Here is a 25892-nt window from a genome sequence, read left to right on the forward strand (position 1 = left end):
TTACTCCACCGGCGGGCCCGCCAGATCGTTGCCGACGTTGAACCGTTCGGCCGGTTACCGCGCGGCGGCCGGCTGGACCGGCCTCGGCCGGACGGAGTCGATCTATGTCGGAAAGCGGACGTGGCCGGTTGGCCGCTTTCGCCCTCCACTCCGCTCCACCCCTTTTGACGTGCGGTTTTGGCCGAGCATCGGGCGCGCCACGCGGGCGTTTCCGGTTGCAGGTGGAGGGAAGTGGAGTAGAGTGGGGCGCGATGGTGAGGCCGGGAGGGCCCCACCGGCCCGGGGGGTCAGCGGCGCCGCGAACGCCGCTAGATGGGCGAGGGGGTTGGGCCGATGTTCCTCGGCACCCACACTCCGCGCCTGGACGACAAGGGCCGGTTGATCCTTCCGGCGAAGTTCCGGGATGAGCTGGCGGGGGGTGTCGTGATCACCAAAGGGCAGGAGCGCTGCCTCTACGTCTTCCCGACGCCGGAGTTCCAGCGGATCGCGGAGCAGTTGCGCGCGCAGCCGATGACGCACAAGGCGGCCCGGGCCTACAGCCGGGTCTTCTTCGCCAGCGCGCACGACGAGGTCCCCGACAAGCAGGGACGGGTGACCATCCCGGGCCACCTGCGGGAGTACGCCGCTCTCGACCGCGACCTGGTCGTGATCGGCGCGCACACGCGGGTGGAGATCTGGGACCGCACGGCCTGGGAGGCCTACCTCGCGGAGAGCGAAGACGACTTCGCCGACATCGAGGAGGGGGTGCTGCCCGGCGGTCTGTAGGGCGTGACGGCGCCCGGCGTACTGCGAGATCTCCAGCCGCTTTCGAGTTCCTGGCATCCCTTCCCCGGTGCCAGGCGCACGATCCGATCGGGGGGCCGTGGCCGGAAGGCGGGCGGGAGCGGATGGGGATCTGGCGGTACGACGGCACGGCGTCGTCCGACGACAGGCGCGAGACGACGGACGGTTGTGAACCAGTGGGGGTCGAGATGGGGGAGCTACGCGGCACGCACGTGCCGGTGCTGCTCGAGCGGTGTCTCGAGCTGCTGGCTCCCGCGCTGGACCGGGGCGAGCGTACCGTCCACGTCGACGCCACGCTGGGGCTCGGCGGGCATGCCGAGGCCGTGCTGGCGGCGCATCCGGGGACCGTGCTGGTGGGGCTCGACCGGGACACCGAGGCCCTGGCGCACGCGCGCGTGCGGCTGGCCCGGTTCGCCGACCGGGTCCACCTGGAGCACGCGGTCTACGACGAGTTGCCGGAGGTGCTCGACCGGCTCGGGTACCCGGCCGTGGACGGCGTCCTGTTCGACCTCGGTGTCTCCTCGTTGCAGCTCGACGCGCCCGACCGCGGGTTCGCGTACGCGCAGGACGCGCCGCTGGACATGCGGATGGACCAGACCCGGGGGGTGACCGCCGAGGAGGTGGTCAACACCTACTCGCATTCGGACCTGGCCCGCGTGCTGCGGGTCTACGGCGAGGAGAAGTTCGCGACGCGGATCGCGTCGGCGATCGTGCGGGAGCGGGAACGCGCCCCGATCACGTCGTCGGCGCGGTTGGCGGAACTGGTCCGGGAGAGCATTCCGGCACCAGCCCGACGAACGGGCGGACACCCGGCAAAGAGAACGTTTCAGGCTTTACGGATAGAGGTAAACAAAGAGCTGGTGGCGCTGGAGGCAGCGCTGCCGGCGGCGCTCGACCGGCTCACGGTGGGGGGCCGGATGGTGGTCCTGTCCTACCACTCGCTGGAGGACCGGCTCACCAAGGTCGCCCTCGCCGACCGGGTCCGCAGCACGGGCCCGGTCGACCTGCCGGTCGAGCTGCCCGGGACCGGTCCGACGTTCCGGCTGCTCAGCCGGGGCGCGGAGCTGCCGAGCGAGGCGGAGGTCGCGGCGAACCCGCGCGCCGCCTCGGTGCGGCTGCGGGCCGCCGAGCGGCTCGACCCGACCGCGGAGCAGCACCGGCGTACCGACCGCGAACGGTACCGCCGGCGGGTCCGGGCGATGCACCAACCGGGGACGGGGTCGGCCGTGCGACGGCCGCCTCCGGGGGACGGGACAGGGACGGACGAAGAGGGGGAGGGACATGACGATTGACAAGCGCGACCGCCGGGACGTGACCGGCGGCGGGCAGCGCACACCGCGGTCGGGGGGCCGGATCGCGGCGGAGCGGGCCACGCGCACCGGAACGGGCACGCCGCGGGCGGGCCGGCCGGCGGAGACTCGCGCCCGGGGGGCGCGCGAGTTCCCGACGCAGGGCACCGCCGCGCTGCGCCCGGTCGAGCGGACCGCCGCCGGCACGGCGCGCCCGCCGCGGCTGCGGGTGGCGCCGCCGGCTCCGGTGTCGGTGCCGCGCGCGCCGTTCGCCGCGCTGATCGTGCTGCTGGTGGTCGGCGGGGTGCTCGGCATCCTGACGGTCAACACGAAGATCAACGAGAACGCGTTCCGCCTGGAGAAGCTGCAGCAGCAGCAGGCCAAGCTGGACCTGGAGCAGCAGCAGCTCAACCGGCAGATCGCCGAGGCGGAGGCGCCGGGCAACCTGACCGCCGCCGCGCGCAAGCTCGGCCTGGTCGAGGCCGACGAGCCGGCGTACATCCGGCTTCCGGACGGCAAGACCATCGGTGTGCCGCAGCCCGCGAGCGGGCAGCCGTCGGTCACCAGCCAGCAGGGCACCGGGGGGTAGGCCGTGCCGCCGAGATCGGAGGAACCGCGCCGGGACGCCACGGGCTCCCGGCGCGGCCCGTCCCGCGGTGACGGAGCCGCCGATCGCTCGGCCGAGCCGGGCGTCGGCGGCATCTCCGGCGCCCGGGCGTACACCCCGCGGGGGCGCACCCTCGGCGAGCAGCGGCTGGGCGACGCCCGCGCGACCCGCGGCGAGCAGCGTCGGACGCCGCGCGCCGGCCGCTCCGGCGATCCGTTCCGCCCCGCCCTCCAGGTGCTGGACGGCGGCCGGGCCGCGCGGGCCGGCCGGCGGGAGCCGCCGCCGCGCCGCACCTCCGTGGTGCGGACCGTGCCCGAGCGCGCGCCGCGCGACGAGCCGCCGCGCGGCCGCCCGGCGCGCACCGCACCGGCCCGACCGGCGGCCCGGCGGCCGGCGCGCAAGCCACCGAAGCCGCCCCGGCTGGCCGACCCCGGCCGCCGGCTGCGGCTCGGCACCGCCCTCGCGCTGACGCTGTTCGCCGTCATCGGCATCCGGCTCGTCGTGCTGCAGGCCGTGGAGAGCCCGGCGTACGCCGACGCGGGCCTCGCCGACCGGCTGCGCACCGTGGTCCTGCCGGCGCCGCGCGGCGCCATCTACGACCGGGACGGCGCGGCGCTGGCGCACAGCGTCGAGGCGCGGTACGTGTACGCCGACCCGACCCTGGTCAAGGACCCGGGCGTGACCGCGCGGGCGCTGTCCCCGCTGCTCGGCATCCCGGCGTCGCAGCTCGCGGAGAAGATGCAGCGGCGCACGCTGCCGGGCGGCATCGAGTCGCAGTTCGAGTACCTGGCCCGAGGCGTGGACGTGGACCGGGCGCGGCAGATCATGGCGCTCAAGCTGCCGGGCATCAACGTCAACCGGGACGAGCGGCGCGAGGTGCCCGGCGACGACCTGGCGGCGAACCTCATCGGCTTCACCAGCCCGGACATGACCGGTCTGGAGGGGCTGGAGGCCCGCTACGACGAGCTGCTCGCCGGCAAGGACGGCAAGCGCGTCTACGAGGTGGGCCTCGGTGACCTGGCCGCGCCGATCCCCGGCGGCTACAGCGAGACCACCAGGGCCAAGCCGGGCAGCTCCCTGCAGCTCACCATCGACCGGGACCTGCAGTACCAGGTGCAGGTCCTGCTCGCGGAGCGGATGGGCCAGGTCAAGGGCTCGACCGGCGCCGCGATCGTGCTGGAGGTGGGCACCGGCGAGGTGCTCGCCCAGGCCTCGTACCCCACCTACAACGCGGCCGATCCGCTGGACAGCCAGCCGACCGAGCGGGAGGACGTGGCGACCGGCTTCGTGGTCGACCCGGGCTCGGTGCACAAGGCGATCACCTTCGGGGCGGCGCTGCAGGAGGGCGTGATCACCCCGGACACGACGCTGCCCATCGCGAACGGCATCAAGATGGGCGACACCTGGTTCGCGGACACCCATCCGGCGGGCGGGAAGCGGATGAGCCTGCCCGGGATGATGGCGTACTCGTCGAACGTCGGCACCATCACCATCGCCGACCAGCTCGGCCAGGAGCGGCTCATCGACTACCAGAAGCGGTTCGGGCTCGGCGAGCCGACCGGTGTCGGGATGCCCGGCGAGGCGAGCGGCCGGCTGCTGCCCGCCGACGAGTGGAGCGGGTCGTCGTACGGGTCGGTGCCGATCGGGCACAGCGTCGACGCCACCCCGCTGCAGATGGCCGCCGCGTACGCGACGGTCGCCAACGACGGCACGTACGTGCAGCCGCGCCTGGTCAAGGAGATCATCGGGCCGGACGGGAAGCGGACGAAGCCGGACCCGCCGCAGACGCGGAAGGTGCTCAGCCCGGACATCGCCGCCGAGCTGCGCACCATCCTTGAGGCGGTGACCACCGTCGACGGCGCGACCGGCCTGGCGGCGGCGGTCCCCGGCTACCGGGTGGCCGGCAAGACCGGCACCGGCTGGCGGCTGGTCGACGGGCGCAAGCAGCCCGGCGAGGTGGCCTCGTTCATCGGGATGGCGCCGGCCGAGAAGCCCCGGTACGTGATCGCGGTGTTCGCGCACACCCCCGGCGGCGGGGGCGGCGACATCGCCGCACCGGCGTTCCGGGACATGATGCAGTTCGCGCTGCGCCACTACCGGGTGCCGCCGTCGGCCGCCGCCGCGCCGAAGTTCCAGGTCTTTCCGCGCTGACCGGCGGGAACGGGACATCATCGGTGCGTGCGGACGAACCACCGGGGCGGCTGTACGGCCCGAACCGGACGACCGGGTAGGGTCTGACGCCGTGCCCGGCAATCCTCGCCCCCGTACCGTGGCCGGAGTCCGGCTCGGCGACCTCGCCGCCCGGCTCGCCGCCGAACCCGACGCGGGCGCCGTCGACCCCCGGTCCGGTGCCCGGGAGCCGGTGGTCACCGGTATCACCCACGCCAGCCAAGAGGTCCGCCCCGGCGACCTGTACGCGGCGCTGCCCGGCGCCCGCCGGCACGGCGCCGAGTTCGTCCCCGCCGCCGCGGCGGCCGGCGCGGTCGCCGTGCTCACCGACCCGGCCGGCGCGCCCGCGGCCGAGGAGGCGGGCCTGCCGGCGCTCGTGGTGCCCGACCCGCGCGCCGTGCTCGGCGACCTGTCCGGCGCCGTGTACGGCGACCCGACCCAGGGGCTGACCGTGATCGGGGTGACCGGCACCGCCGGCAAGACCTCCACGGCGTACCTGGTCGAATCCGGGCTGCGCGCGGCCGGGCACACCACCGGCCTGATCGGCACCGTCGAGACCCGCCTCGGGGACCTGGTGATCGACAGCGTCCGCACCACGCCGGAGGCGACCGACCTGCACGCGATGCTCGCCGCGGCCCGCGAGCGCGGCGTGACCGCCGTCGTCATGGAGGTGTCCAGCCACGCCCTCGCCATGGGACGGGTCGGCGGCGTCCGGTTCGACGTCGGCGGCTACACCAACTTCGGCTCCGACCACCTCGACTTCCACGCCGACGCCGCCGACTACTTCGCCGCCAAGGCCAAGCTCTTCGACGGCCGGTGCGACGTGGAGGTGCTCAACCACGACGACCCGGCGCTGCGGCCGCTGTACCGGCCGGCCACGGTGACGTACTCGGCCGCCGGTGACCGCTCCGCCACCTGGCGGGCCGAGGAGATCGGCGGCGAGGGGTACGCGCAGCGCTTCACGCTGCACGGCCCGGACGGGCTCGTCCTGCCCGCCGGGGTGGCCCTGCCCGGCCGGCACAACGTCGCCAACGCGCTGCTCGCCGTCGCCGTGCTGGTGGCCGCCGGGGTGGACCCGAAGACCGCCGTCGAGGGCGTGGCCGCGTGCAGCGGTGTCCCCGGCCGGCTGGAGCTGGTCCGGGCCCCCGGCCCGGTACGCGGCGTGGTCGACTACGCCCACAAGACCGACGCGATCGTCGCCGCGCTGGCCGCCCTGCGGGAGCTCAGCGCCGGGCGGCTCATCTGCCTGCTCGGCGCCGGCGGCGACCGGGACCGGGGCAAACGGCCGTTGATGGGCGCGGCGGCGGCGGAGGGAGCGGACGTGGTGCTGGTGACCGACGACAATCCCCGGACCGAGAAGCCGGCCGAGATCCGCGCCGAGGTGCTCGCCGGGGCGTACGGGGCCGGCACCGACGCCCGGATCCTGGAGGTGCCCGGCCGGCGCGCCGCCATCGCGGAGGCCGTCCGCCTGGCCGAGCCGGGCGACATCGTCGCGCTGCTCGGCAAGGGGCACGAGCAGGGCCAGGAGGTCGGCGGGGAGGTGCACCCCTTCGACGACCGCACCGAGCTGGCCGCCGCGTTGAGCGCCCGCTTCGGAGATCCGGCGGGGCCGTCGTGATCCCGCTCAGCCTGGCCGAGGTGACGGAGGCGGTGGCTGGCCGGCTGGTCGCCGCAGACCCGGCGGTCACGGTCACCGGCCCGGTGGAGTTCGACTCCCGCAAGGTGGCGCCGGGCGGGCTCTTCGTCGCCTTCCCCGGCGAGCAGGTGGACGGGCACGACTACGCCGCGGCGGCCGTCGAGGCCGGCGCGGTAGCCGTGCTCGGCACCCGCGAGGTGCCCGGCGTGCCGATGGTGCTCGTCGACGACGCCCTCGCCGCCCTGGGCCGGCTGGCCCGCGTCGTCGTGGACCGGCTGCCCGCGCTCACCGTCATCGGCCTCACCGGCTCCTCCGGCAAGACCACCACCAAGGACCTCATCGCCCAGCTCGCCGCCCGGCTCGGGCCGACGGTCGCGCCGCCCGGGTCGTTCAACAACGAGCTGGGGCACCCGTACACGGCGCTGAAGGCCGGCCCGGAGACCCGCTTCCTGGTGATGGAGAAGGGCGCCCGGGGAGTGGGGCACGTGCGCTACCTGTGCGACGTGGTGCCCCCGCGGATCTCCGTGGTGCTCAACGTCGGAGTGGCCCACATCGGCGAGTTCGGGTCCCGGGAGACCATCGCCCTGGCCAAGGGCGAGCTGGTCGAGGCGCTGCCCGTGGACGGGCTGGCCGTGCTCAACGCCGACGACGACCTGGTCTCCGCGATGGCCACGCGGACCCGCGCGCGGGTGGTCCGGTACGGCGAGGCCCCGGACGCCGACGTCCGCGCGGTCGACGTGACGCTGGACGAGCGCGGCCGGCCGTCGTACACGCTTGTGACGCCGGAGGGCGACGCGCCGGTGCGGCTCGGGCTCACCGGCCGTCACCAGGTGTCGAACACACTCGCCGCCGCGGCGGTGGCTCGGGAGCTGGGTATGCCGCTGCCCGAGCTGGCGACCGCGCTGGGCGCGCTGGGGCTGGTCTCGACCCGGCGGATGGACGTGTTCGAGCGCGTCGACGGGGTCACCGTCATCGACGACTCGTACAACGCCAACCCCGCTTCGATGGCGGCCGCGCTGCGCGCGCTGGCCGGCGTCGGGCAGGGGCGGCGCACCGTGGCGGTGCTCGGCTACATGGCCGAGCTGGGTCCGTTCGAGCACGACGGGCACGCCGAGGTCGGCCGGCTCGCCGCCGAACTGGGCGTCGACCGCCTGCTCGTGGTGGGCGAGGCGGCCGCGCCGATCCACGAGGGCGCGACATCGGTACGTGACTGGGGAGGAGAATCGGTGCTGCTCACCGATCAGGCGGGCGCCGTCGAGGCGCTGCGGGGCGACTTGCGGCCGGGCGACGTCGTCCTGGTGAAGGGCTCGCGGTACCGCACCTGGGAGGTGGCGGACGCGCTGCGCGCCGAGGCGGTGGCCGACGGCGGGTCGGCCGCCGATGCCGGTTCGGCGGACGGTGACGCCGCATGAGGGCGGTCATCGTCGCGGTCGGCGTGGCCTTCCTGGTGTCGTTGTTCTGCACGCCGATCGCGATCCGGGTGTTCACCCGGCTCAAGGCCGGCCAGCCGATCCGGGCCGAGGGCCCGGCGATGCACCAGGGCAAGAAGGGCACGCCGACGATGGGTGGCGTGGTCTTCATCCTGGCCACCGTCATCGCGTACGTCGCCGGTCACCTGGCCCTGACCACCCTGCCGGACGCGCAGATCGCCCAGGTCGAGCCGACCATCACGGCGCTGGTGCTGCTGGGGCTGATGGTGTTCTCCGGCGCGGTCGGCTTCATCGACGACTTCCTCAAGGTCCGTAAGCGGCACAGCGGCGGTCTGAACAAGCGCGGCAAGCTGCTCGGCCAGATCCTGGTCGGCGCGGTCTTCGGGGTGATCGCCCTGTACTTCCCGAGCACCATGACCGACGCCCAGGGGCGGGTGACCAATACCGAGACGGTCGGCAGCACCGCGCTCAGCTTCATCCGGGACATCCCCGCGCTGGAGCTGACCAAGGTCGGCGCGGTGGTCTTCTTCATCTTCGTGGTGATGGCCGCGACGAACGGCGTCAACCTCACCGACGGCCTGGACGGCCTGGCCACCGGTGCCTCGGTGATGGTGCTGGCGGCGTATGCGTTGATCGCCTTCTGGCAGTACCGGCACTGGTGCGCCGACCCGAACTACACCCAGGACTACTGCTACGCGGTCCGGGACCCGCTGGAGATCGCGCTGATCGCCGGTGCGGCGGCCGGGGCCTGCGTCGGGTTCCTGTGGTGGAACACCTCCCCGGCGCGGATCTTCATGGGGGACACCGGGGCGCTCGGCCTGGGCGGCCTGATCGCCGGCATGGCGATGTCGACCCGGACGATCCTGCTGCTGCCGATCATCGGCGGGCTCTTCGTCATCATCACGATGTCCGTGGTGATCCAGATCATCTCGTTCCGGACGACCGGCAAGCGGGTCTTCCGGATGTCGCCGTTGCAGCACCACTTCGAGCTCGCCGGCTGGAGCGAGGTCAACATCGTGGTGCGGTTCTGGATCATCGCCGGCATCGGCGTGGCGATCGCGCTGGGCCTGTTCTACAGCGACTTCCTGGCCCACGTCGGCTGACGCGGGGGCGCCAACGCGGCGGTGTTAAGAAGGGGCCCTTCCTATACCGCAGGCGTTAAGAAGGGGCCCTTCCTTTCATCTCGACACGCCGACGGGGCGGTTGCGGGGGTGGTGGCGGCGGGCAGCGGCCATGATGTCGGGGTGGGGGAGGGACGAGAGAGCGAGGGCGTCACGGAGACGGGACGCCGGCCGTCGGCCGGTACGCGTACCGCGGAGGGGTCTTCCGCGGCGCGACCGCCGGAGCAGCCGGGCGGGGCCGCGCTGCGCGGGCTGGACGCCGCCGGCGGGCTGGCCGCCCTGCGTGGCCTGCTGGACCGCCCGCTCGCGTCCTACTACCTGCTGCTGTCCAGCACCGGCCTGCTGCTGCTGATCGGCCTCACCATGGTCTTCTCGGCGACCAGCGTGCGGGACTACGCCGCGGGCGGTGACGCCACCGCCACGCTCACCAAACAGGCGATCTTCGCGGTGGTCGGGATCGTGGCGTTCTGGGCCTGCCAGCGGCTGCCCGCGCGTACGTTCCGGGTGGTCGGGTGGCCCGCGCTCGGCGTCTCCGTGGCGCTGCTGCTCCTGCTGAACGCGCTGATGGCGCTCGAGTCGCTGGCCGGGGTCGAGCGGCTCGGCCCGGTCTACGCGGACCTCAACTGGCTGCACCTGGGCCCGATCCAGCTGCAGCCGTCGGAGCTGGCCAAGTTCGCCCTGGTGCTCTGGGGCGCCGACGTGATCGCCCGCAAGGGCGCGAAGCTCGGCTGGTGGCGGGAACTGGCGACGCCGCTCTTCCCGATCGTCGGGTTGCTGTTCGTGCTGGTCGGCTACAACGACCTGGGCACCATGCTCTGCCTGCTCGCGCTCGTGGTCGGCCTGCTCTGGGCGGCCGGGGTGCGGCTGCGGGTCTTCGCCACCCTCACCGTGATCGGGCTGCTCGGCATCGGCCTGCTCGTCGCGGTCGCCTCGCTCGGCGCCGGCTCCGGTTCCAAGGACGCCGACAACTACCGGCTGGCCCGGCTGACCATGTTCATCGACCCGCCGCCGCCGGCCCAGTGCAAGCTCGACGACTGCTTCCAGATGGTCCAGGCGCGGTACGCGATCGAGAACGGCGGCTGGTTCGGCACCGGCCTGGGCAAGAGCTCGCTCAAGTGGGAGTGGCTGCCCGCCGCCGAGAACGACTTCATCTTCGCCGTCATCGCCGAGGAGCTGGGCGTCGTCGGGTGCGGCGTGGTCGTCGCGCTCTTCGCCGTCCTCGCGTACACCGGGCTGCGGATCGCCCGCCGGGTGGCCGACCCGTTCCGGCGGCTCGCCGCCGCCGCGGCGACCGCCTGGCTGGTCGGCCAGGCCATGATCAACATCGGTGGGGTGGTCGGTCTGCTGCCGCTGACCGGCGTGCCGCTGCCGTTCATCTCCGACGGCGGCAGCGCCCTGGTCGTCACGCTCGCCGCGGTCGGCATGCTCGCCTCGTTCGCCCGCGCGGAACCTGATGCGGCGAGAGCCCTCCATGCCCGTCCGCCCGCCCGGTGGGTCCGACTAGTGTGGGCCCCGTTGCCGCCGCTTCCCGGCCGTCGCCGGGCGAAGGCCGGGGAGGCCGCCCGAGCACGGGTGCCCCGCGAGCGGCGCGGAGACGACCAGGCCGCACCGCGCGGCGCCCGGCGGGACCGGGTCCGGCGCGGGTCGGCGGACGAGAGGAGACGGTGATGGGTCCGCTGCGTTCGGTGGTGCTCGCGGGAGGCGGCACCGGGGGTCACATCTACCCGTTGCTCGCCTTCGCCGACTGCCTGCGCCGGCACGACCCCGGCGTCCGGATCACCTGCGTGGGCACGCCGAAGGGCCTGGAGAACGAGTTGATCCCGCCGGCCGGGTACGACCTGCGCCAGATTCCCGCGTACCAGCTGCCCCGCTCGGTGAACCTGAACCTGGTGAAGACGCCCGGGCGGATGTGGACGGCGGCCCGCGCCGCGGGCAAGGTCATCGACGAGGTCCGCGCCGACGTGGTGGTGGGCTTCGGCGGGTACGTCTCGGTCCCGGCGTACCTGGCCGCGTGGCGGCGGGAGCTGCCGATCGTGATCCACGAGGTGAACGTGCCGCCGGGCGTGGCGAACCGGCTCGGCATGAAGTTCACCAAGCACGTCGCCGTCGGCTTCCCGCACCAGCCGGCACAGGCCGAGGCGCTGCGCGACGCCCGGGTGGTCGGGGTGCCGCTGCGCCACGGCATCGCCGGCCTCGACCGGTACGCCGCCCGTGACGCCGCGCGGGCCCACTTCGGCCTCCGTCCCGACCTGCCGGTGCTCTTCGTGGCCGGCGGCTCCCAGGGTGCCCGGTCGATCAACCTGGCGGTCTCCGGTGCGGCCAAGGAACTGGCCCGCAACGGCGTGCAGGTGCTGCACGTGATCGGCGCCCGCAACGAGCCGGTGCCGGTGCCGAGCGACCTTCCGGTGCCGTACGTGACGCTGCCCTACCTGTCGCAGATGGAGCTCGGGTACGCCGCGGCGGACCTGATGCTCGGCCGGGGCGGCGCGATGACCTGCGCGGAGGTGGCCGCGATCGGGCTGCCGACGGTCTACGTGCCGTACCCGCACAGCAACCAGGAGCAGAAGCGCAACGCGCTGCCGGTGGTGGAGGCCGGGGGCGGGCTGCTCGTCGACGACGCCGAGCTGACGCCGGACTGGGTCGAACGCAACCTGATCCCGCTGATCCGCGACCCGCAGCGGCTCGCCACGATGGGCGCCGCCGCGGCCGCCTACGGGCGCCGCGACGGCGACGAGGCGCTGCTCAACTTCGTCTACGAGGCGGTGGTCCGGTGAGCGCGAGGCAGTTCACCCCGGCCGGCACGCTCACCGCCGAGGACCTCGGCACGATCCACCTGATCGGGGTCGGTGGGGTCGGCATGAGCGGCCTGGCCCGGCTGTTCCTCACCCGCGGCATCCCGGTCTCCGGCAGCGAGCTGCGCGAGTGGCCGTCGCTGGCCGGCCTGCGCGCGCTCGGCGGCACCATCCACATGAGTCACGAGACCGCCAACCTCGACGGTGTGGACACCGTCGTCTACTCCTCGGCGATCCCGCAGGACCACCTGGAGATGGTCGAGGCGCGGCGGCGCGGCCTGCGGGTGCTGCACCGGTCCGAGGCCCTCGCCGCGGCGATGACCGGCCGGCGGACGGTGGCGGTGGCCGGCACCCACGGCAAGACCACCACCACGTCGATGGTGACCATGGTGCTCCAGCAGGCCGGCGTGGACCCGTCCTTCGTGATCGGCGGGGAGATCTCCGAGGTCGGCTCCGGCGCGCACCACGGCACGGGCGAGTACTTCGTGGTGGAGGCCGACGAGAGCGACCGCTCGTTCCTCATCTACCGGCCGTTCGTCTCGATCATCACCAACATCGAGGCGGACCACCTGAACACGTACGGGGACCTGGCCAACCTGGAGGCGACGTTCGCCGAGTTCGCCCGGCTCACCGACCCGGACGGGTTCATCATCACCTGCGCCGACGACGCGGGCGGCCGGCGGCTGGCGGAGACGCTGCGCGCCGAGGGCCGGCGGGTGCACACGTACGGCCTGTCGGCCGACGCCGACCTGCGGCTGACCGAGATGGCGTCCTCCGCCAAGGGCGTCCGGTACCTGGCCGAGATCGACGGGCGCTCGCTTGGCGAGTTCCGCCTGCCGGTGCCCGGCCGCCACATGGGCCTCAACAGCGCCTCGGCGGTGCTCGCCGCGTACCTGCTGGAGCTGCCGCTGGAGGCGGCGGAGGCCGCGTTGGCGGCCTTCCCCGGCGTGCGGCGGCGTTTCGAGCGCAAGGGCGTCGCGGACGACGTGCTGGTCTACGACGAGTACGCCTACCACCCGACGTCGATGACCCTGGCTCTGGAGACGCTGCGGGAGGTGGCCGGCGACGGCCGGCTGATCGTGGTGTTCCAGCCCTACCGGCTCTACCGCACCCGGGACCTGCAGGCGGAGATCGCCCAGGCCCTGGCGATCGCCGACGAGCTGGTCCTGCTGGAGGTCTTCGGGCCGGGTGAGCTGCGGGCGCCGGGGGAGGGCTCGGCGGCGCTGATCGAGGCGGTGCCGCTGCCGGCGGACCGGAAGGTCTTCGTCGACTCGTGGGAGGCCGCGCCGGCCGAGGTCGCGCGCCGGGCCCGGCCGGGCGACGTCGTGGTGACGATGGGCGCGCCGCCCATCTCGCTCATGGGCGACGAGCTGCTCGTCGCGCTGTCGGCGCGGGGCGACGGCCCGGCCGGCACCGTGCCCGGCGGCGAGGCCGGTGGCGCGACGACGATCGGGGGGACCGTCCCCGGTGTGACCGGCGGCGCGGTCCCGGACACCTCCACCGCGGGATGAGCCCGGGGCCGGCGCGTGGCCGGACGGCGGGCGCGGACGGCGGCGCCGGTCGCCGGGCGCCCGCGCGGGGCCGTACCTCGGGCGCGGAGGGCGGCGCGGGCCGCCGGGGTCCCGCCCGCCGCTGGCAACTGGTCCGTGCCGGCCGGGACGCGGTGCCCGCCTCGACGCGGCGGTTCATGGCCCGGGCCCGCCAGCGGCGGATGCGCGCGGCCCTGCCCTGGGCGGTGGCGGCCGGTGTGCTCGCGTTGACCGGTCTGGTCGCCTGGACCGTCCTCAACACCGGGCTGTTCGGGGTGCGTGAGGTACGGGTTGAGGGCGGGGAGCTGGTCACGGCGGTCCAGGTCCGCGACGCGGCCCGGGTGCCCGACGGCATGCCGCTGGCCCGCGTCGACCTGGCGGCCACCGCCCGGCGGATCGGCTCGCTGCCGGCGGTCGAGCGGGCGGACGTGACCCGGGACTGGCCGGACGCCCTGGTGGTCCGGGTGACCGAGCGGACCGGCGTGGCGGTGGTGCCGAAGGGCGAGCAGTTCGTCGTCGTGGACGGCGCCGGCGTGGTCTTCCGGACACTGCCCGAGCGTCCCGCCGGGCTGCCGCTCGTCCGGCTGGCCGCGCCCGGTCCGGCGGACCCGGACACCCGGGCCGGCCTGGAGGTGCTCGCGGCGCTCACCCCGCAGCTGCGGGAGCAGCTCGTGGACGTCACCGTCGAGGGGCTGGCCCGGATCACACTCCACCTGCGCGGCGAGCGGCGTGTGGTGTGGGGCGACGCGTCCCGGGGCGAGGACAAGGCCCGGGTCGCCACCGCGTTGCTGGACCGCGAGGCGGACACGATCGACGTGAGCGCTCCGGACGTGGTGACGTTCCGCTGATGTGTGACGCGTACCGGGGGGCGACACGCCGCCGCGGTTGCTTGGCTCATCGGGCGGGGGCGCTTACGTTGCCCCGAAGAGGATCAGTGGTTGACATAACTGTAACCCTCTAGTAGAGGGTGAGGGTTCACGCCCGAACCCCTGCTGGTGACAGCGTCCGTCGACCGCTGACCTGTGGCGAAGCCGTGTGGGGCGGCCCATGCCAATCTCGAGGGGGAAAGGACCTTCAGATGACACCTCCGCACAACTACCTGGCGGTCATCAAGGTCGTCGGCATCGGTGGCGGCGGCGTGAACGCCGTCAACCGAATGATCGAGGTTGGGCTCAAGGGCGTCGAGTTCATCGCGATCAACACCGATGCGCAGGCGCTGCTGATGAGTGACGCCGACGTCAAGCTGGACGTCGGTCGCGAGCTGACCCGTGGCCTGGGCGCCGGCGCCAACCCGGACGTCGGCAAGAACGCCGCCGAGGACCACCGCGACGAGATCGAGGAGGTCCTCAAGGGGGCCGACATGGTCTTCGTGACCTGCGGCGAGGGCGGCGGCACCGGCACCGGCGGCGCGCCGGTGGTGGCGAACATCGCCCGCAAGCTCGGCGCGCTCACCATCGGCGTGGTCACCCGGCCGTTCTCCTTCGAGGGCAAGCGCCGCCAGGTGCAGGCCGAGGCCGGCATCGACGAGCTGCGCAACCAGTGCGACACGCTGATCGTGATCCCGAACGACCGGCTGCTCGCGCTCGGCGACCGCAACATCTCCATGATGGACGCCTTCCGTACCGCGGACCAGGTGCTCCTCTCCGGTGTTCAGGGCATCACCGACCTGATCACCACCCCGGGTCTGATCAACCTGGACTTCGCCGACGTCAAGAGCGTCATGAGCGGCGCCGGCAGCGCCCTCATGGGCATCGGCAGCGCCCGTGGCGAGAACCGCGCGGTGGAGGCGGCCGAGGCCGCCATCTCCAGCCCACTGCTGGAGCAGAGCATGGACGGCGCGCGGGGCGTGCTGCTCTCCATCGCCGGCGGCTCCGACCTCGGGCTGTTCGAGATCAACGACGCCGCGCAACTGGTCACCGACGCGGCGCACCCCGACGCGAACATCATCTTCGGCGCGGTCATCGACGACGCGCTCGGCGACGAGGTCCGGGTCACAGTCATCGCGGCGGGCTTCGACGGGGGCGCTCCGGCGTACAAGGCGGCCGAGCCGGCCCGCAAGACCAACCAGAACCAGCCGGCGCCGGCCACGCCCGCGGCACCGCCGCAGACCACCGTGCCGGCGCCGCAGCAGTCGCCGCGCCGGGTCCTCTTCGACGACGTGGACGTCCCCGACTTCCTCAAGAACGGTTCCTGAGCCCCGCCGATGACCGACAGTTCCACGGTGGTGCGTCCGGAGCGGCGCGCCGACCTCGCGGCCAGCCTCGCGCGCGTCCGCTCCCGGATCGCCGACGCCTGTGCGGCGGCGGGCCGGGACCGCGGCGAGGTGACCATGATCGCGGTGACCAAGACCTACCCGGCCAGCGACGTCGTCGCCCTCGTCGGGCTCGGGGTGGCCGATGTGGGGGAGAACCGCGACCAGGAGGCGGCCCCGAAGGCGGCCGAGGCGGCGGCCGCCGGGGTGGCGCCCCGCTGGCACTTCATCGGCCAGCTGCAGCGCAACAAGGCGAAGTCGGTGGTCCGGTACGCCGACGTGGTGCAGTCGGTCGACAGCGTCCGGCTGGCGCGGGCGCTGGACGCGGCGTCGGGGCGGCTCCGGGACCGTCCGCTGGACGTGCTCGTGCAGGTCAGCATCGACGGTGACGCGGCGCGGGGCGGCACGGTGCCCGGTTCGGCCGACCCGGACGTCGGCCTGGACCCGGTGGCGGAGGCGGTGGCCGGCGTGGCCGGCCTGCGGCTCACCGGCCTGATGGCGGTGGCGCCGCTGGGCTGGGAACCGGAACGGGCGTTCGCCCGGCTGGCGGAGGTGGCGGCCGGGTTCCGGGCCCGGTATCCGGAGGCGACGCTGCTGTCCGCGGGCATGAGCGGGGACCTGGAAATGGCGATCCGGTACGGCGCGACACATGTCCGGGTGGGCAGCGCGTTGCTCGGAATGCGTCCCACGCTGCGGTAGCCTCTCCGGCAGGAGAGCAAATTACATCAGTGTTGTTTGGTGGGAGCGGCATTCCCCGGATCGGGGGTCATGGCGCGCGACGCGAATCGCGTGCCGGGGATTGCCGATCCGGTCCGGTGGGCAGAGATGATCCACTCGCGACAAGCGACACGGCACGGGGGCGCGTGCCGCACGGCGGACGGGAAGGGCGCGGGATGGGTGCGCTGCGCAAGGCGGGGGTCTGGCTCGGTCTGGTCGAGGAGGACGACGAGCGGGCCTACGACGACGGTGGCTACGACAAGGGCGGCTACCGCGATTCGCGGTACCGCTCGAGCCGGTACTCCGAGGACTTCGCGGACGAGGACGAGGACGACGCCGAGGACGCGCCGTCGTCCCGGTCGCGGCTCGGTGACCGGGGCCGCCTCGAGCGGGCCGCGGCGCGCTCCGGCGACCTCGATCGCGTCGAGGCCGAGCGGCCGGAGCGGGTCGAGCGGTCCAGCGTACGGTCGATCACCCGGTCCGCCGCCTCGGAGCCGTCCGGTGCGCTGACTTACCACACCCGGGACAACCTGGCCCTGGCGCCGCAGCCGCCGGTCCGCGAGCGCGCGGTCACGGCCGACGAGGAGCAGCGCTACCAGATCACCACGCTGCACCCGACCACCTACCGGGAGGCGCGGACCATCGGCGAGCACTTCCGCGACGGCGTACCGGTGATCATCAACCTCACCGAGATGGACGAGGCGGACGCCCGGCGACTGGTCGACTTCGCCGCCGGTCTCGCCTTCGGGCTGCGCGGTACGATCGAGCGCGTGACCAATCGGGTGTTCCTGCTCTCACCGGCCAACGTCCAGGTCACCGCTGAGGACAAGGCCAAGATCGCTGAGGGCGGCTTTTTCAGTCTCAGTTGATCCCGCCCGAGCCCAAGGGACGTCGCCTGTCGTGTTGTCGATCGTGCTCCAGGTCCTGTACCTGATCCTGTATGTCTTTCTGCTGATCCTGCTCGCCCGGTTCGTGTTGAGCGCCGTTCTGCAGTACGGCCGGCGGTGGCAGCCGGGGCGGGGGGCATCGGCGGGACTGGAAACCGTGTGGAGCGTCACTGATCCCCCTCTCCGCGCGTTGAGGCGAGTGATCCCTCCGCTGCGAATTGGTACCGTGAGCATCGACCTGGCCTCGCTTGTGCTCCTGGTTATCCTGTTCGTGCTGATGGAGTTCGTGTTAGGGCCGTCGATCGTCAGGACCGCCTGATGGCCGACGCGCTTTCGCGGCCGCAACTGACCCGAGGAGTTTCGATGCCGCTGACCCCGGCCGACGTCCACAACGTCGCCTTCAAAAAGCCGCCGATCGGCAAGCGGGGGTATGACGAGGAGGAGGTCGACGCCTTCCTGGACGAGGTCGAGCGCGAGCTTGCCCGTCTCATCGAGGAGAACAACGAACTGCGCGCCCAGGTGGAGCGCGGCGGTCGGGGCGGCGCTCCGGCCGGTCCCGGTGGCGACGCGCGTCTGGCCGCGGAGCTCAACGAGGTCAAGGCCCAGCTCGACCGGGTGCAGCGCGACAAGGCCGCAGCCGAGCAGGCCGCCCGCGCGATGCAGGCGGAGCTCGAGCAGGTCCGCGCCACCGGCGGCGTCCCGGTGGGCGCCGACGGCGAGCAGCAGGCACTGCGGGTGCTGATGATGGCCCAGCGGACGGCGGACGACCACGTCTCCGACGCCCGGCGGGAGGCCGACCAGCTGCTCTCCGAGGCCCGGTCCAAGGCCGAGGAGGTCACCCGTGAGGCCCGCGCGAAGGCGGACGCCCTCGAGCGGGACGCGCGCCAGCGCCACCAGGAGGCCATGGGGGGCCTCGACGCCAAGCGCACGGCCCTGCAGAAGCACATCGAGGAGCTCAAGCAGTTCGAGCGCGAGTACCGCACCCGCCTCAAGGCGTACCTGGAGAGCCAGCTGCGCGACCTCGACGGCCGCGGGCAGGGCCTGGAGGCCGAGCTGAACCGTTCCGAGAGCGGCGGCCGCGGCGCCGGCGGCAACGGGCTCGCCGCGGCAGGTCTCGCCGGCTCCTACGGCGGCGGTCGCTCCGGCGCGCTGGAAGCCGGTCGCTGACCTCCGGCCGGCGGCCGTCCCGCTGACGGTCGCCGGCCTCGCCACATCGGTACGACACGGCGGGAGTAAGCCGTGATAGTCGCGAGTCTCCTGCTCATCCTCCTCGCGGTGGTGCTGCTGGTGGTCGGCCTGGCCGGCGGCTCCAGCGTCCTGCTCATCCTCTCCATCGCGGCCAGCCTGCTGGCCGCCGTCGCCCTCGTCGCCGGCGCCCGCCAAGCGGCGGCCGCCCGGTTGACGGCGGAGCGGGTCCGGCCGTCGACCACCGCGACGGCCCGGCCGGCCGCGTCCGGGCCGCCCACCGGTTCCGACATTCCGGTCCAGCACGGTCCCCCGCCGGTGGACACCGCCGGCCGGCGGCCACCGTCCGAGCCGGCGGCGCCCGTCGCTCCGGTGCCCGCCGACCCGGCCGACGACGAGCCGGCCGCGCAGGACGTCCCGCTGGAGGACGCGGCCCGGCTGGCCCGCCTCGAACGTGAGGTGCGGGTGGTGGACGGCCGTCCCCGATATCACCTGGCCGCCTGCCCGCACCTGATCGGGCGCGAGCACGAGGCGCTGCCCGTCGCCGAGGCGGTCGACCTCGGCTTCACCCCGTGCGCGCACTGCGCCCCGGCGACCGCCCTGCTGGCGGGTGCCGGCCGGATCCGCAGCGGCGACGCCGGTGCCTGAGGCGCCCCGCGCCGGTGCCCCGCTCACCGTCGCCGTGCGGGTGAAGCCGGGCGCCTCCCGTACCCGGGTCGGTGGTCGCTTCGACGGCCCGCACGGCCCCGCCCTGGTCGTCGCGGTGACCGCGCCCCCGGTGGACGGCCGGGCCACCGAGGCGGCCCGCCGGGCTCTCGCCGACGCGCTCGGCGTCCGGCCGGCCGCGGTGTCGCTCCGCACCGGGGCGGCCAGCCGGGACAAGCTCTTCCTCGTCGAGGGCGCCGACTCCGGCCTCGTCGGGACGCTGCACCGCCTCCGCGACGCATGACGGCGCGCCCGGGCCCGGGCCGCCCGTGACGCCCGGCCTGGATCTCGCGCTGCTGCTCGGCGCGGCGGTCCTGCTGGTGGCGGTGGGCGCGGTGCGCCTCTCGACCCGGCTCGGCGTGCCGAGCCTCCTGGTGTACCTCGCGCTCGGGGTGGCGATCGGCGAGGGCGGGCTGGGCATCCGCTTCGACGACGTCGAGCTGACCCGGACGCTCGGTTTCTGCGCGCTCATCGTGATCATCGCCGAGGGCGGGCTGAGCACCCGCTGGAGCACGCTGCGCCCGGTGCTCGGCCTGGCCGCGGTGCTGGCCACGGTAGGCGTGGTGGTGAGCATCGCGGTGGTCGGGCTCGTCGTGCACCTGCTGCTCGGGCTGGACTGGCGGCTGGCCCTGCTCTACGGCGCGGTGCTCTCCTCCACCGACGCTGCGGCGGTGTTCGCCACGCTTCGCCGGCTGCGGTTGCCGCCCCGGCTGGTCGCGGCGTTGGAGGCCGAGTCCGGCATGAACGACGCCCCGGTGGTGCTGCTGGTGGTGCTGCTGTCCCGGGAGTTCGGCGAGCACCCGTGGTGGTACGAGGCCGGTGTGCTCAGCTACGAGCTGAGCGTGGGCGCCCTGGTCGGCTACGCGGCCGGCCTGGGTGGCCGTTGGGCGCTGCGCCGGGCGGCGCTGCCCTCGGCCGGGCTCTACCCGATCGCCGCGGTCGGGTTGACCGTGCTGGCGTACGCGGCCGGGTCGGTGCTGCACGCCTCGGGCTTCCTCGCCGTGTACGTCGCGGGCGTGCTGCTGGGCAACGCGCGGCTGCCGCACCGGCAGGCCATCCTGGGCTTCGCCGACGGGCTGGCCTGGCTGGCCCAGATCGGGCTCTTCGTGCTGCTCGGGCTCCTGGTCTCGCCGGACCGGCTGGACGCGGCGGTGCTGCCGGCGCTGGTCACCGGGCTCGCGCTGGTGCTGCTGGCGCGGCCGGTTTCGGTGGCCGTGTCGGCGCTGCCGTTCCGGGTCGGGCTGCGGGACCAGGCCTTCCTGTCCTGGGCCGGCCTCCGTGGCGCCGTCCCGATCGTGCTGGCCACGATCCCGCTGTCCGAACGGGTGCCGGGCGCGGACCGGCTCTTCGACGCGGTCTTCGTACTCGTGGTGATCTTCACGCTGGTGCAGGCCGGCACCCTCGCCCCGGTGGCCCGCTGGTTGCGGGTGACCGCTCCGGCGGAGCCGACCGAGGTCCGGGTGGAGACGGCGCCGTTGGAGCGGATGGGGGCCGACCTGCTCCAGTTGGAGGTGCCGCCGGGCTCCCGGCTGGCCGGGGTGCACATCGACGAGTTGCGGTTGCCGCTGGGCGCCGCGGTGACCCTGGTGCTGCGCGACGGGGTGGGCCTGGTGCCGGGCCGGGACTTCCGCCTGAAGGCCGGGGACAACCTGCTCATCGTCGCCACGCAGGGGGTGCGCGACGAGGTGGAGCGGCGGCTGCGGGCGGTCAGCCGGCAGGGCAGGTTGGCCCGCTGGTTTGGCGAGTACGGGCAGGACCGGGAGGGTTGATCTGCTAGCGTTCCCTTTGCCCCAGTTTGGCACAACTCGGGGCTGAGCAGCGGTGCGTCGGTGCGGCACGTTGTCGGACGCCTGTACGTTCCGTATCCTTGCCAACCTCCGGAGTGCGCTGCCCTGTGGTGGCGCGCCCGTTTTGTACCTGGGGGCGCCGAACGCGGCGTCCCTGTCCAGGCGCCGCGGCCCGCCGCGGCTCCGCGGCCTAGGGAGCGACGATGGCGAAGCCAGCCGACACCAGGACCGCCGGTCGGAAGCCGGTGGCCAAGGCCACCCGCAGCGCGGCGGAGACCGAGAAGATCCGGGCGGCCCTGGCGGCGCGGCGCGACGAGCTCCGCGCCGAGTACGATCAGACGCTGAGCGAGATCACCGAGCTGCAGCGCGACCGGCTGACCGACTCGGCCGGGGACGACCAGGCCGACACCGGCACCAAGACGTTCGAGCGGGAGCAGGAGATCTCTCTCGCCAACAGCATCCTGGAACGGATCACGCAGGTCGAGCGGGCGCTGGAGCGGCTCGACGAGGGTGGCTACGGCTGGTGCGAGCGGTGCGGCAACCCGATCCCGGTGGAGCGGCTCGCCGCCTTCCCGTCGGCCACCCTCTGCGTGACCTGCAAGCAGCTGGAGGAGCGGCGCTGAGTCCCGCTCCCCGGCGGCCCGAGACGGCGGCGCCCCGGCGTCGCCGCTGACATCGATGGGGAGCGCATGACCGCAGGACCGACCCCCGGCCCCGGCCGCGCCGAGGCGGCGGGCCAGGCCCGTCCCGCCGCCGACACCGGCCCCGCCGCCCCGACCTCGGGTGGCGGGAGGCCCCGGCGGCGCGCCGTGTCGATCCTGTTCGCCGTCGGGCTGACCGCCCTGGCGCTCGATCTGCTCACCAAGCACCTCGCCCTGCAGGCCCTGGAGGACCGGGAGCCGGTGGAGCTGCTCGGCGGTCTGGTCTACCTGAGCCTCACCCGCAACAGCGGCGCGGCCTGGAGCATCGGCTCCGACCACACCTGGGTCTTCCCGCTGATCACCATCGGCGTGGTCGGCTGGATCCTCTGGATGGCGCTGCGCCTGCGTTCCCTGCCCTGGGCCGTGTCGCTCGGCCTGGTGCTCGGCGGGGCGCTGGGCAACCTGACGGACCGGATCTTCCGTGCCCCGGGCTGGTTCGTCGGCCACGTGGTGGACATGATCAGCGTGTTCGAGCCGTACGGCCGGGTGTTCCCGGTGTTCAACATCGCGGACAGCTCGCTGGTCTGCGGCGTGATCCTCGCGGTCCTCCTCGAGCTGACCGGCCGCCAGCGCGACGGCAGCCGCCTCGGCCGCGACGGGCGACCGGTGGGCGAGCAGCCGGCCGACGCCACCGCGCCGGCCGACGCCACCGAGCGGCCCGCCGGTGACGCCGAGCCGCGGGAGCGGGCGTGACGTCGGCGTTCGCGGCCGGCGGTGACCAGCGCTCGCTGCCCGTGCCGGACGGGCTGGACGGCCTGCGGCTCGACCAGGCGGTCGCCCGGCTCTTCGGCCTCTCCCGGACCACCGCCGCGGCCCTGGTCGACGCGGGTGCCGCGCTTGTCGACGGCGCGGTCCGGGCCAACTCGCACAAGGTGCGCGCGGGGTCCTGGCTGGAAGTGACCCTGCCGGCGCCGGCCGCGCCGCCCACCGTCGTGCCGCGGGCGGTGCCGGGCCTGCGGGTCGTGTACGCCGACGACGACATCGTGGTGGTGGACAAGCCGGTCGGTGTCGCCGCCCATCCCAGCCCGGGCTGGACCGGCCCGACGGTGGTCGGCGGGCTGGCCGCGATCGGTCACCGCATCTCCACAAGCGGCGCCGCCGAGCGCCAGGGCGTGGTGCACCGCCTCGACGTCGGCACGACCGGGATCATGGCGGTGGCCAAGAGCGAGGCGGCCTACACCGCCCTCAAGCGGGCGTTCAAGTACCGCGAGGTGGAGAAGCGCTACCACGCCGTGGTCCAGGGCCACCTGGATCCGCTCCGCGGGACCGTCGACGCCCCGATCGACCGGCACCCCCACCACGACTACCGCTGGGCGGTGGTCTCCGGTGGCAAGCCCAGCATCACCCACTACGACACCCTCGAGGCCTTCCCGGCGGCGAGCCTGGTGGACGTCCGGCTCGAGACGGGCCGTACCCACCAGATCCGGGTGCACTTCTCGACGCTGCGCCACCCGTGCGTGGGCGACCTCACGTACGGGGCCGATCCGACCCTCGCGGCCCGGCTCGGCCTGGACCGGCAGTGGCTGCACGCCCGCGAGTTGGCGTTCCGCCACCCCCGAACGGGGGACGAGGTCCGCTTCGTCAGCGACTACCCTGACGATCTGGACCGTGCGCTGGCACTCCTGCGGGACTGACCGCCGCGGCGACCACCCGACCCGACCCGACGAGGGGGATCTCCGCCCGTGCGCGCCGGTGACCTGCTGCGCCAATTGGACCAGCGGCTGCTGCCCCGCCTCGTGCATGCCGTGAGCCGGCTGGGGCAGGGCCCGGCCCGGCCCCGGGTGCTGCCCGCGGCCGCGTTGCTGTCCGTCGCGGCCGTGCTGGTCACCGCCGTGTGGGCCAGCGGCGACCGGCCGGTCGGCGACCGCACCGTGGGCGAGGTGACCCGGGTCGGCGTGGCCGCCGGGGAGTCGATCCCCGGCTACGTCCGGGCCGCCGCCGCCGACCTGGCGGCGCTGCCGACCGCCGCCCCGCAGTCCGGCGACGGCACGTACGCGCTGATCTCGCTCTCGGCGTACCTGACACCGCAGCGGGCGGCCACCGTCCTCGGGGACGTGCCGGTCGCCGCCGTCTTCGGGCGGGTACCGCTGCCCGACCGGCAGACCGAGATCGTCCACATCGCCGCCCGGCGCCTGCCCGACGACGTGGTCGCCGGCATGGCCGACCTCGCCGCGCGGAAGGACCGCGAGGCCGCCGACTACCGCGCCCGGGCCGCCGCGCTGACCGGCAGCGGGCCCGAGGTTCGCGAGCTGCGCCAGCTGTACGCCAGTGGCGCGCAGGTGGCGCAGGCGGAGGCCACGGCGTACCGGGGCGGGTGCGCGTGCGTCTACGCGGCGGTGGTGCGCGCGGAGCCGGTCGCGCTGCGCCGGGTGGCGTCCCGGCCGGACGTGCGGGTCGTCGACCCCGCTCCGGAGGTGCGCCGGCTCGACCGCACGGTGTTCACCCCGCCGCTGCCCGAGCAGGACGAGGTCGCGAGCCCACCGGTCGACACGGCCCTGCCCACCGCCGAGCCGCCCGTCGTCGAGGCCACCCCCGCCGCGTCCGCCCCGGCCACGCCGGACGACGGCGCCAGTTCGGTCCCGGTACCCCACGTGACGAAATCGTCACCGGATTCTTCACCGGCCCCGCCGCCGTCGCCCACCGCCTCGCCGACGCCGGTGACCTCGGCGAACCCGACGGCCAGCCGCTCGCCCGAGCCGGCGCCGTGACGCCGGACGGGCCCGGCGGCGGGCCCACCGGTGTAGCCCTAATAGGGTTTCGTTCGTAGCCTGTCAGGCGGAGCAGGATGGCGCTGGGAGGGCGAACCGTGGAGGGCAGCGAGACCGGCTGGGGACGGCCGGCCGAACCGGCACCGCGGTGGCGGGCGCTGCTCGACCGGGCGCGGCACCGCGGTGCCGCCGAGCAGGCCGAGCCGGACCGGCGGGAGGCCCCGCCGTCCGGGCCGCTGCCCCGGCGCGCCGCCGGCGACGGCTACGCGGCCCGGGTGCCGGCCATCGGGCATCCCGCCGAGCTGTCGTACGGTGCGGAGGCCCCACCGTACGGCGTGGAGCCCCAAGCCGACACCGGTTACCGTGCCGAGGCCACCTACCGGGCCGATCCGGCGTACCGGGCCGATCCGGTGTACCCGGATCCGGCGTACCGGACGCCGCCGGTGGCGCGGCCGGAGCCCCGTCACCCCGAGCCCGAGCCGCCGCCCGTGCAGTCGCGGTACGCACTGCTCGACAACGGCTACCGGCACGCCGCGCCGGTGGCGCCGAGCTACCGCCCGCCCGCGAACGGGTACCAGCCGGAGCCGGCCTACGCGCCCCCGGCCGACCGGGGCTACGCCCGGGTCGAGTGGCGCGCCCCGTCGGCGGAGAGCGAGCGCGAGCGGGCCGCCGGGGTGCTCCGGCGCGACCTGGGCACCCCCCGGGTGCTGGCGTTCGCCAACCCGAAGGGCGGCGTGCACAAGACCACGGCCACCGTGCTGGCGGCGGCGACCGTCGGCAGCGTCCGCGGCCGGGGGGTGCTGGCCTGGGACGACAACGAGCTGCGCGGGACGCTCGGGCTGCGCGCCGGCAGCGCCCGGCACGCGCGGACGATCCGCCACCTGGTCAACGACCTCGCGCACATCGAGATCAAGGACGGGCCGGAGCTGCTCGACCACCTGGACGACTACCTGCGGCACGCCTCGGACGGCTCGTACGACGTGCTGGCCGGTGAGGAGAGCCCCCGGTTCGCCCAGCGGCTCGACCAGTTCACCGTCCGGCGGGTGCTGGACCTGCTCCGCCGCACCCACGAGGTGGTCTGCGTGGACACCGGCAACAACGTGGAGAGCGCCAACTGGCGGACCGTGATGCAGGCCGCCGATCAGCTTGTGGTGACCACGGTGCCGCGGGAGGACGCCGCCTTCAGCGCCGACTGGATGCTGGACCTGCTGCACGAGGTCGGCATGGGCGAACTGGCCGACAACGCCGTGACGCTGATCTCCTGCCCCACGCCGGGGCGCACCGACCTCCAGGCCGACCTGGAACGCCACTTCGCCACCCGGACCCGGGCGGTGACCGTGGTGCCGTACGACCCGGCGCTGGAGAGCGGCTCGTCGATCGAGTACCACCAGCTCCAGCCGGCGACCCGGGAGGCGTGGCTGGCCGCGGCGGGGGTCATGCTGGAGCCCTTCGCCCGCTGAGGGGTCTGTCACCCACCGGCGCCCCGGCGCGCCGCCCCGCCTGAGCCTGAATCCACCGGTGGTTGGTGAGGTGGGCGTGTTGGCCGATGAGGATTGACTGTTGTTGATTGGTTGGGGTGGTGGGCAGGTCAGGTT

The 25892-nt window shown here is 74.3% G+C and carries 24 protein-coding genes; all 24 read left to right on the plus strand.

Translation table 11 applies throughout. The features are described from left to right. The first annotated feature begins 333 nt into the window (after positions 1 to 333). A complete protein-coding gene (mraZ, locus tag ABTW87_RS05990) occupies positions 334 to 765 on the plus strand; it encodes a division/cell wall cluster transcriptional repressor MraZ (protein WP_350648935.1) in 432 nt (143 codons plus the stop codon). Between the two features lie 206 nt (positions 766 to 971). Then, complete coding sequence (gene rsmH / locus ABTW87_RS05995; RefSeq protein WP_350648937.1) at positions 972 to 2075, plus strand: 16S rRNA (cytosine(1402)-N(4))-methyltransferase RsmH; 1104 nt, start codon at positions 972 to 974, stop codon at positions 2073 to 2075. Continuing rightward, positions 2065 to 2661, plus strand: a complete 597-nt coding sequence (gene ftsL / locus ABTW87_RS06000; protein ID WP_350648939.1) for a cell division protein FtsL — start codon at positions 2065 to 2067, stop codon at positions 2659 to 2661. The genes rsmH and ftsL overlap by 11 nt, the downstream gene beginning before the upstream one ends. A gap of 3 nt (positions 2662 to 2664) precedes the next feature. Then, the gene (locus tag ABTW87_RS06005; RefSeq protein ID WP_350648941.1) at positions 2665 to 4830 is read left to right on the plus strand and encodes a peptidoglycan D,D-transpeptidase FtsI family protein; all 2166 of its coding nucleotides are present in this window, start codon (positions 2665 to 2667) and stop codon (positions 4828 to 4830) included. A 91-nt stretch (positions 4831 to 4921) separates the two neighbouring features. After that, a complete protein-coding gene (locus ABTW87_RS06010) occupies positions 4922 to 6466 on the plus strand; it encodes a UDP-N-acetylmuramoyl-L-alanyl-D-glutamate--2,6-diaminopimelate ligase (protein ID WP_502891531.1) in 1545 nt (514 codons plus the stop codon). Further along, positions 6463 to 7896 (plus strand): UDP-N-acetylmuramoyl-tripeptide--D-alanyl-D-alanine ligase, encoded by a 1434-nt coding sequence (locus ABTW87_RS06015; RefSeq protein WP_350648943.1) that lies wholly within the window; start codon positions 6463 to 6465, stop codon positions 7894 to 7896. Before ABTW87_RS06010 ends, ABTW87_RS06015 begins: the two co-directional genes overlap by 4 nt. Further along, positions 7893 to 9017 carry a phospho-N-acetylmuramoyl-pentapeptide-transferase gene (gene mraY, locus ABTW87_RS06020; RefSeq protein WP_350648945.1) on the plus strand — a complete coding sequence of 375 codons (1125 nt, stop codon included), beginning with the start codon at positions 7893 to 7895 and terminating at the stop codon, positions 9015 to 9017. Before ABTW87_RS06015 ends, mraY begins: the two co-directional genes overlap by 4 nt. A gap of 288 nt (positions 9018 to 9305) precedes the next feature. Continuing rightward, positions 9306 to 10703, plus strand: a complete 1398-nt coding sequence (locus tag ABTW87_RS06025) for an FtsW/RodA/SpoVE family cell cycle protein (RefSeq protein WP_350648997.1) — start codon at positions 9306 to 9308, stop codon at positions 10701 to 10703. Next, positions 10703 to 11809, plus strand: coding sequence for an undecaprenyldiphospho-muramoylpentapeptide beta-N-acetylglucosaminyltransferase (murG, locus tag ABTW87_RS06030; RefSeq protein WP_350648947.1), 1107 nt, complete (start codon positions 10703 to 10705; stop codon positions 11807 to 11809). The genes ABTW87_RS06025 and murG overlap by 1 nt, the downstream gene beginning before the upstream one ends. Then, positions 11806 to 13338 carry a UDP-N-acetylmuramate--L-alanine ligase gene (murC, locus tag ABTW87_RS06035; protein ID WP_350648949.1) on the plus strand — a complete coding sequence of 511 codons (1533 nt, stop codon included), beginning with the start codon at positions 11806 to 11808 and terminating at the stop codon, positions 13336 to 13338. The genes murG and murC overlap by 4 nt, the downstream gene beginning before the upstream one ends. Positions 13339 to 13538: 200 nt before the next feature. Further along, on the plus strand, positions 13539 to 14204 hold the full coding sequence (locus tag ABTW87_RS06040; protein WP_502891533.1) for a cell division protein FtsQ/DivIB: 666 nt from the start codon (positions 13539 to 13541) through the stop codon (positions 14202 to 14204). 230 nt (positions 14205 to 14434) lie between these two features. Then, positions 14435 to 15550: a cell division protein FtsZ gene (gene ftsZ, locus ABTW87_RS06045; RefSeq protein WP_350648953.1), complete on the plus strand. Its 1116-nt coding sequence runs from the start codon at positions 14435 to 14437 to the stop codon at positions 15548 to 15550. A 9-nt stretch (positions 15551 to 15559) separates the two neighbouring features. Continuing rightward, positions 15560 to 16306 carry a YggS family pyridoxal phosphate-dependent enzyme gene (locus ABTW87_RS06050; RefSeq protein WP_350648955.1) on the plus strand — a complete coding sequence of 249 codons (747 nt, stop codon included), beginning with the start codon at positions 15560 to 15562 and terminating at the stop codon, positions 16304 to 16306. A 194-nt stretch (positions 16307 to 16500) separates the two neighbouring features. Then, complete coding sequence (locus tag ABTW87_RS06055) at positions 16501 to 17193, plus strand: cell division protein SepF (RefSeq protein ID WP_350648957.1); 693 nt, start codon at positions 16501 to 16503, stop codon at positions 17191 to 17193. A gap of 31 nt (positions 17194 to 17224) precedes the next feature. Then, the gene (locus ABTW87_RS06060) at positions 17225 to 17530 is read left to right on the plus strand and encodes a YggT family protein (RefSeq protein WP_350648959.1); all 306 of its coding nucleotides are present in this window, start codon (positions 17225 to 17227) and stop codon (positions 17528 to 17530) included. A 44-nt stretch (positions 17531 to 17574) separates the two neighbouring features. Continuing rightward, positions 17575 to 18378, plus strand: a complete 804-nt coding sequence (locus ABTW87_RS06065; protein ID WP_350648961.1) for a DivIVA domain-containing protein — start codon at positions 17575 to 17577, stop codon at positions 18376 to 18378. Positions 18379 to 18450: 72 nt separating this feature from the next. Continuing rightward, the gene (locus ABTW87_RS06070; RefSeq protein WP_350648963.1) at positions 18451 to 19044 is read left to right on the plus strand and encodes a hypothetical protein; all 594 of its coding nucleotides are present in this window, start codon (positions 18451 to 18453) and stop codon (positions 19042 to 19044) included. Continuing rightward, a complete protein-coding gene (locus ABTW87_RS06075; protein WP_350648965.1) occupies positions 19037 to 19345 on the plus strand; it encodes a DUF167 domain-containing protein in 309 nt (102 codons plus the stop codon). Before ABTW87_RS06070 ends, ABTW87_RS06075 begins: the two co-directional genes overlap by 8 nt. 25 nt (positions 19346 to 19370) lie before the next feature. Then, entirely contained in the window at positions 19371 to 20870 is a 1500-nt protein-coding gene (locus ABTW87_RS06080; protein WP_350648966.1) for a potassium/proton antiporter, read from the plus strand. A 221-nt stretch (positions 20871 to 21091) separates the two neighbouring features. After that, positions 21092 to 21511 (plus strand): TraR/DksA family transcriptional regulator, encoded by a 420-nt coding sequence (locus tag ABTW87_RS06085; RefSeq protein WP_007463005.1) that lies wholly within the window; start codon positions 21092 to 21094, stop codon positions 21509 to 21511. Positions 21512 to 21577: 66 nt separating this feature from the next. Then, positions 21578 to 22282, plus strand: coding sequence for a signal peptidase II (gene lspA, locus ABTW87_RS06090; protein WP_350648969.1), 705 nt, complete (start codon positions 21578 to 21580; stop codon positions 22280 to 22282). Beyond that, entirely contained in the window at positions 22279 to 23223 is a 945-nt protein-coding gene (locus ABTW87_RS06095; protein ID WP_350648970.1) for an RluA family pseudouridine synthase, read from the plus strand. The genes lspA and ABTW87_RS06095 overlap by 4 nt, the downstream gene beginning before the upstream one ends. 48 nt (positions 23224 to 23271) lie before the next feature. Next, the gene (locus ABTW87_RS06100) at positions 23272 to 24297 is read left to right on the plus strand and encodes a hypothetical protein (RefSeq protein WP_350648972.1); all 1026 of its coding nucleotides are present in this window, start codon (positions 23272 to 23274) and stop codon (positions 24295 to 24297) included. 77 nt (positions 24298 to 24374) lie between these two features. After that, a complete protein-coding gene (locus ABTW87_RS06105) occupies positions 24375 to 25757 on the plus strand; it encodes an ATPase (protein ID WP_350648974.1) in 1383 nt (460 codons plus the stop codon). Positions 25758 to 25892: the final 135 nt, after the last annotated feature.

Origin of the sequence: Micromonospora sp. NPDC126480, from assembly GCF_040302465.1 — a bacterium.
Classification (GTDB): Bacteria; Actinomycetota; Actinomycetes; order Mycobacteriales; family Micromonosporaceae; genus Micromonospora.

Coding starts and splice junctions, on each gene's coding strand:
- ABTW87_RS06050 (WP_350648955.1), top strand. CDS start 15,560: ATGACCGACAGTTCCACGGTGGTGCGTCCGGAGCGGCGCGCCGACCTC.
- mraY (WP_350648945.1), top strand. CDS start 7,893: ATGAGGGCGGTCATCGTCGCGGTCGGCGTGGCCTTCCTGGTGTCGTTG.
- ABTW87_RS06040 (WP_502891533.1), top strand. CDS start 13,539: ATGCGCGCGGCCCTGCCCTGGGCGGTGGCGGCCGGTGTGCTCGCGTTG.
- ABTW87_RS06105 (WP_350648974.1), top strand. CDS start 24,375: ATGGCGCTGGGAGGGCGAACCGTGGAGGGCAGCGAGACCGGCTGGGGA.
- ABTW87_RS06085 (WP_007463005.1), top strand. CDS start 21,092: ATGGCGAAGCCAGCCGACACCAGGACCGCCGGTCGGAAGCCGGTGGCC.
- rsmH (WP_350648937.1), top strand. CDS start 972: ATGGGGGAGCTACGCGGCACGCACGTGCCGGTGCTGCTCGAGCGGTGT.
- ftsL (WP_350648939.1), top strand. CDS start 2,065: ATGACGATTGACAAGCGCGACCGCCGGGACGTGACCGGCGGCGGGCAG.
- mraZ (WP_350648935.1), top strand. CDS start 334: ATGTTCCTCGGCACCCACACTCCGCGCCTGGACGACAAGGGCCGGTTG.
- ABTW87_RS06065 (WP_350648961.1), top strand. CDS start 17,575: ATGCCGCTGACCCCGGCCGACGTCCACAACGTCGCCTTCAAAAAGCCG.
- lspA (WP_350648969.1), top strand. CDS start 21,578: ATGACCGCAGGACCGACCCCCGGCCCCGGCCGCGCCGAGGCGGCGGGC.
- ABTW87_RS06055 (WP_350648957.1), top strand. CDS start 16,501: ATGGGTGCGCTGCGCAAGGCGGGGGTCTGGCTCGGTCTGGTCGAGGAG.
- ftsZ (WP_350648953.1), top strand. CDS start 14,435: ATGACACCTCCGCACAACTACCTGGCGGTCATCAAGGTCGTCGGCATC.
- murG (WP_350648947.1), top strand. CDS start 10,703: ATGGGTCCGCTGCGTTCGGTGGTGCTCGCGGGAGGCGGCACCGGGGGT.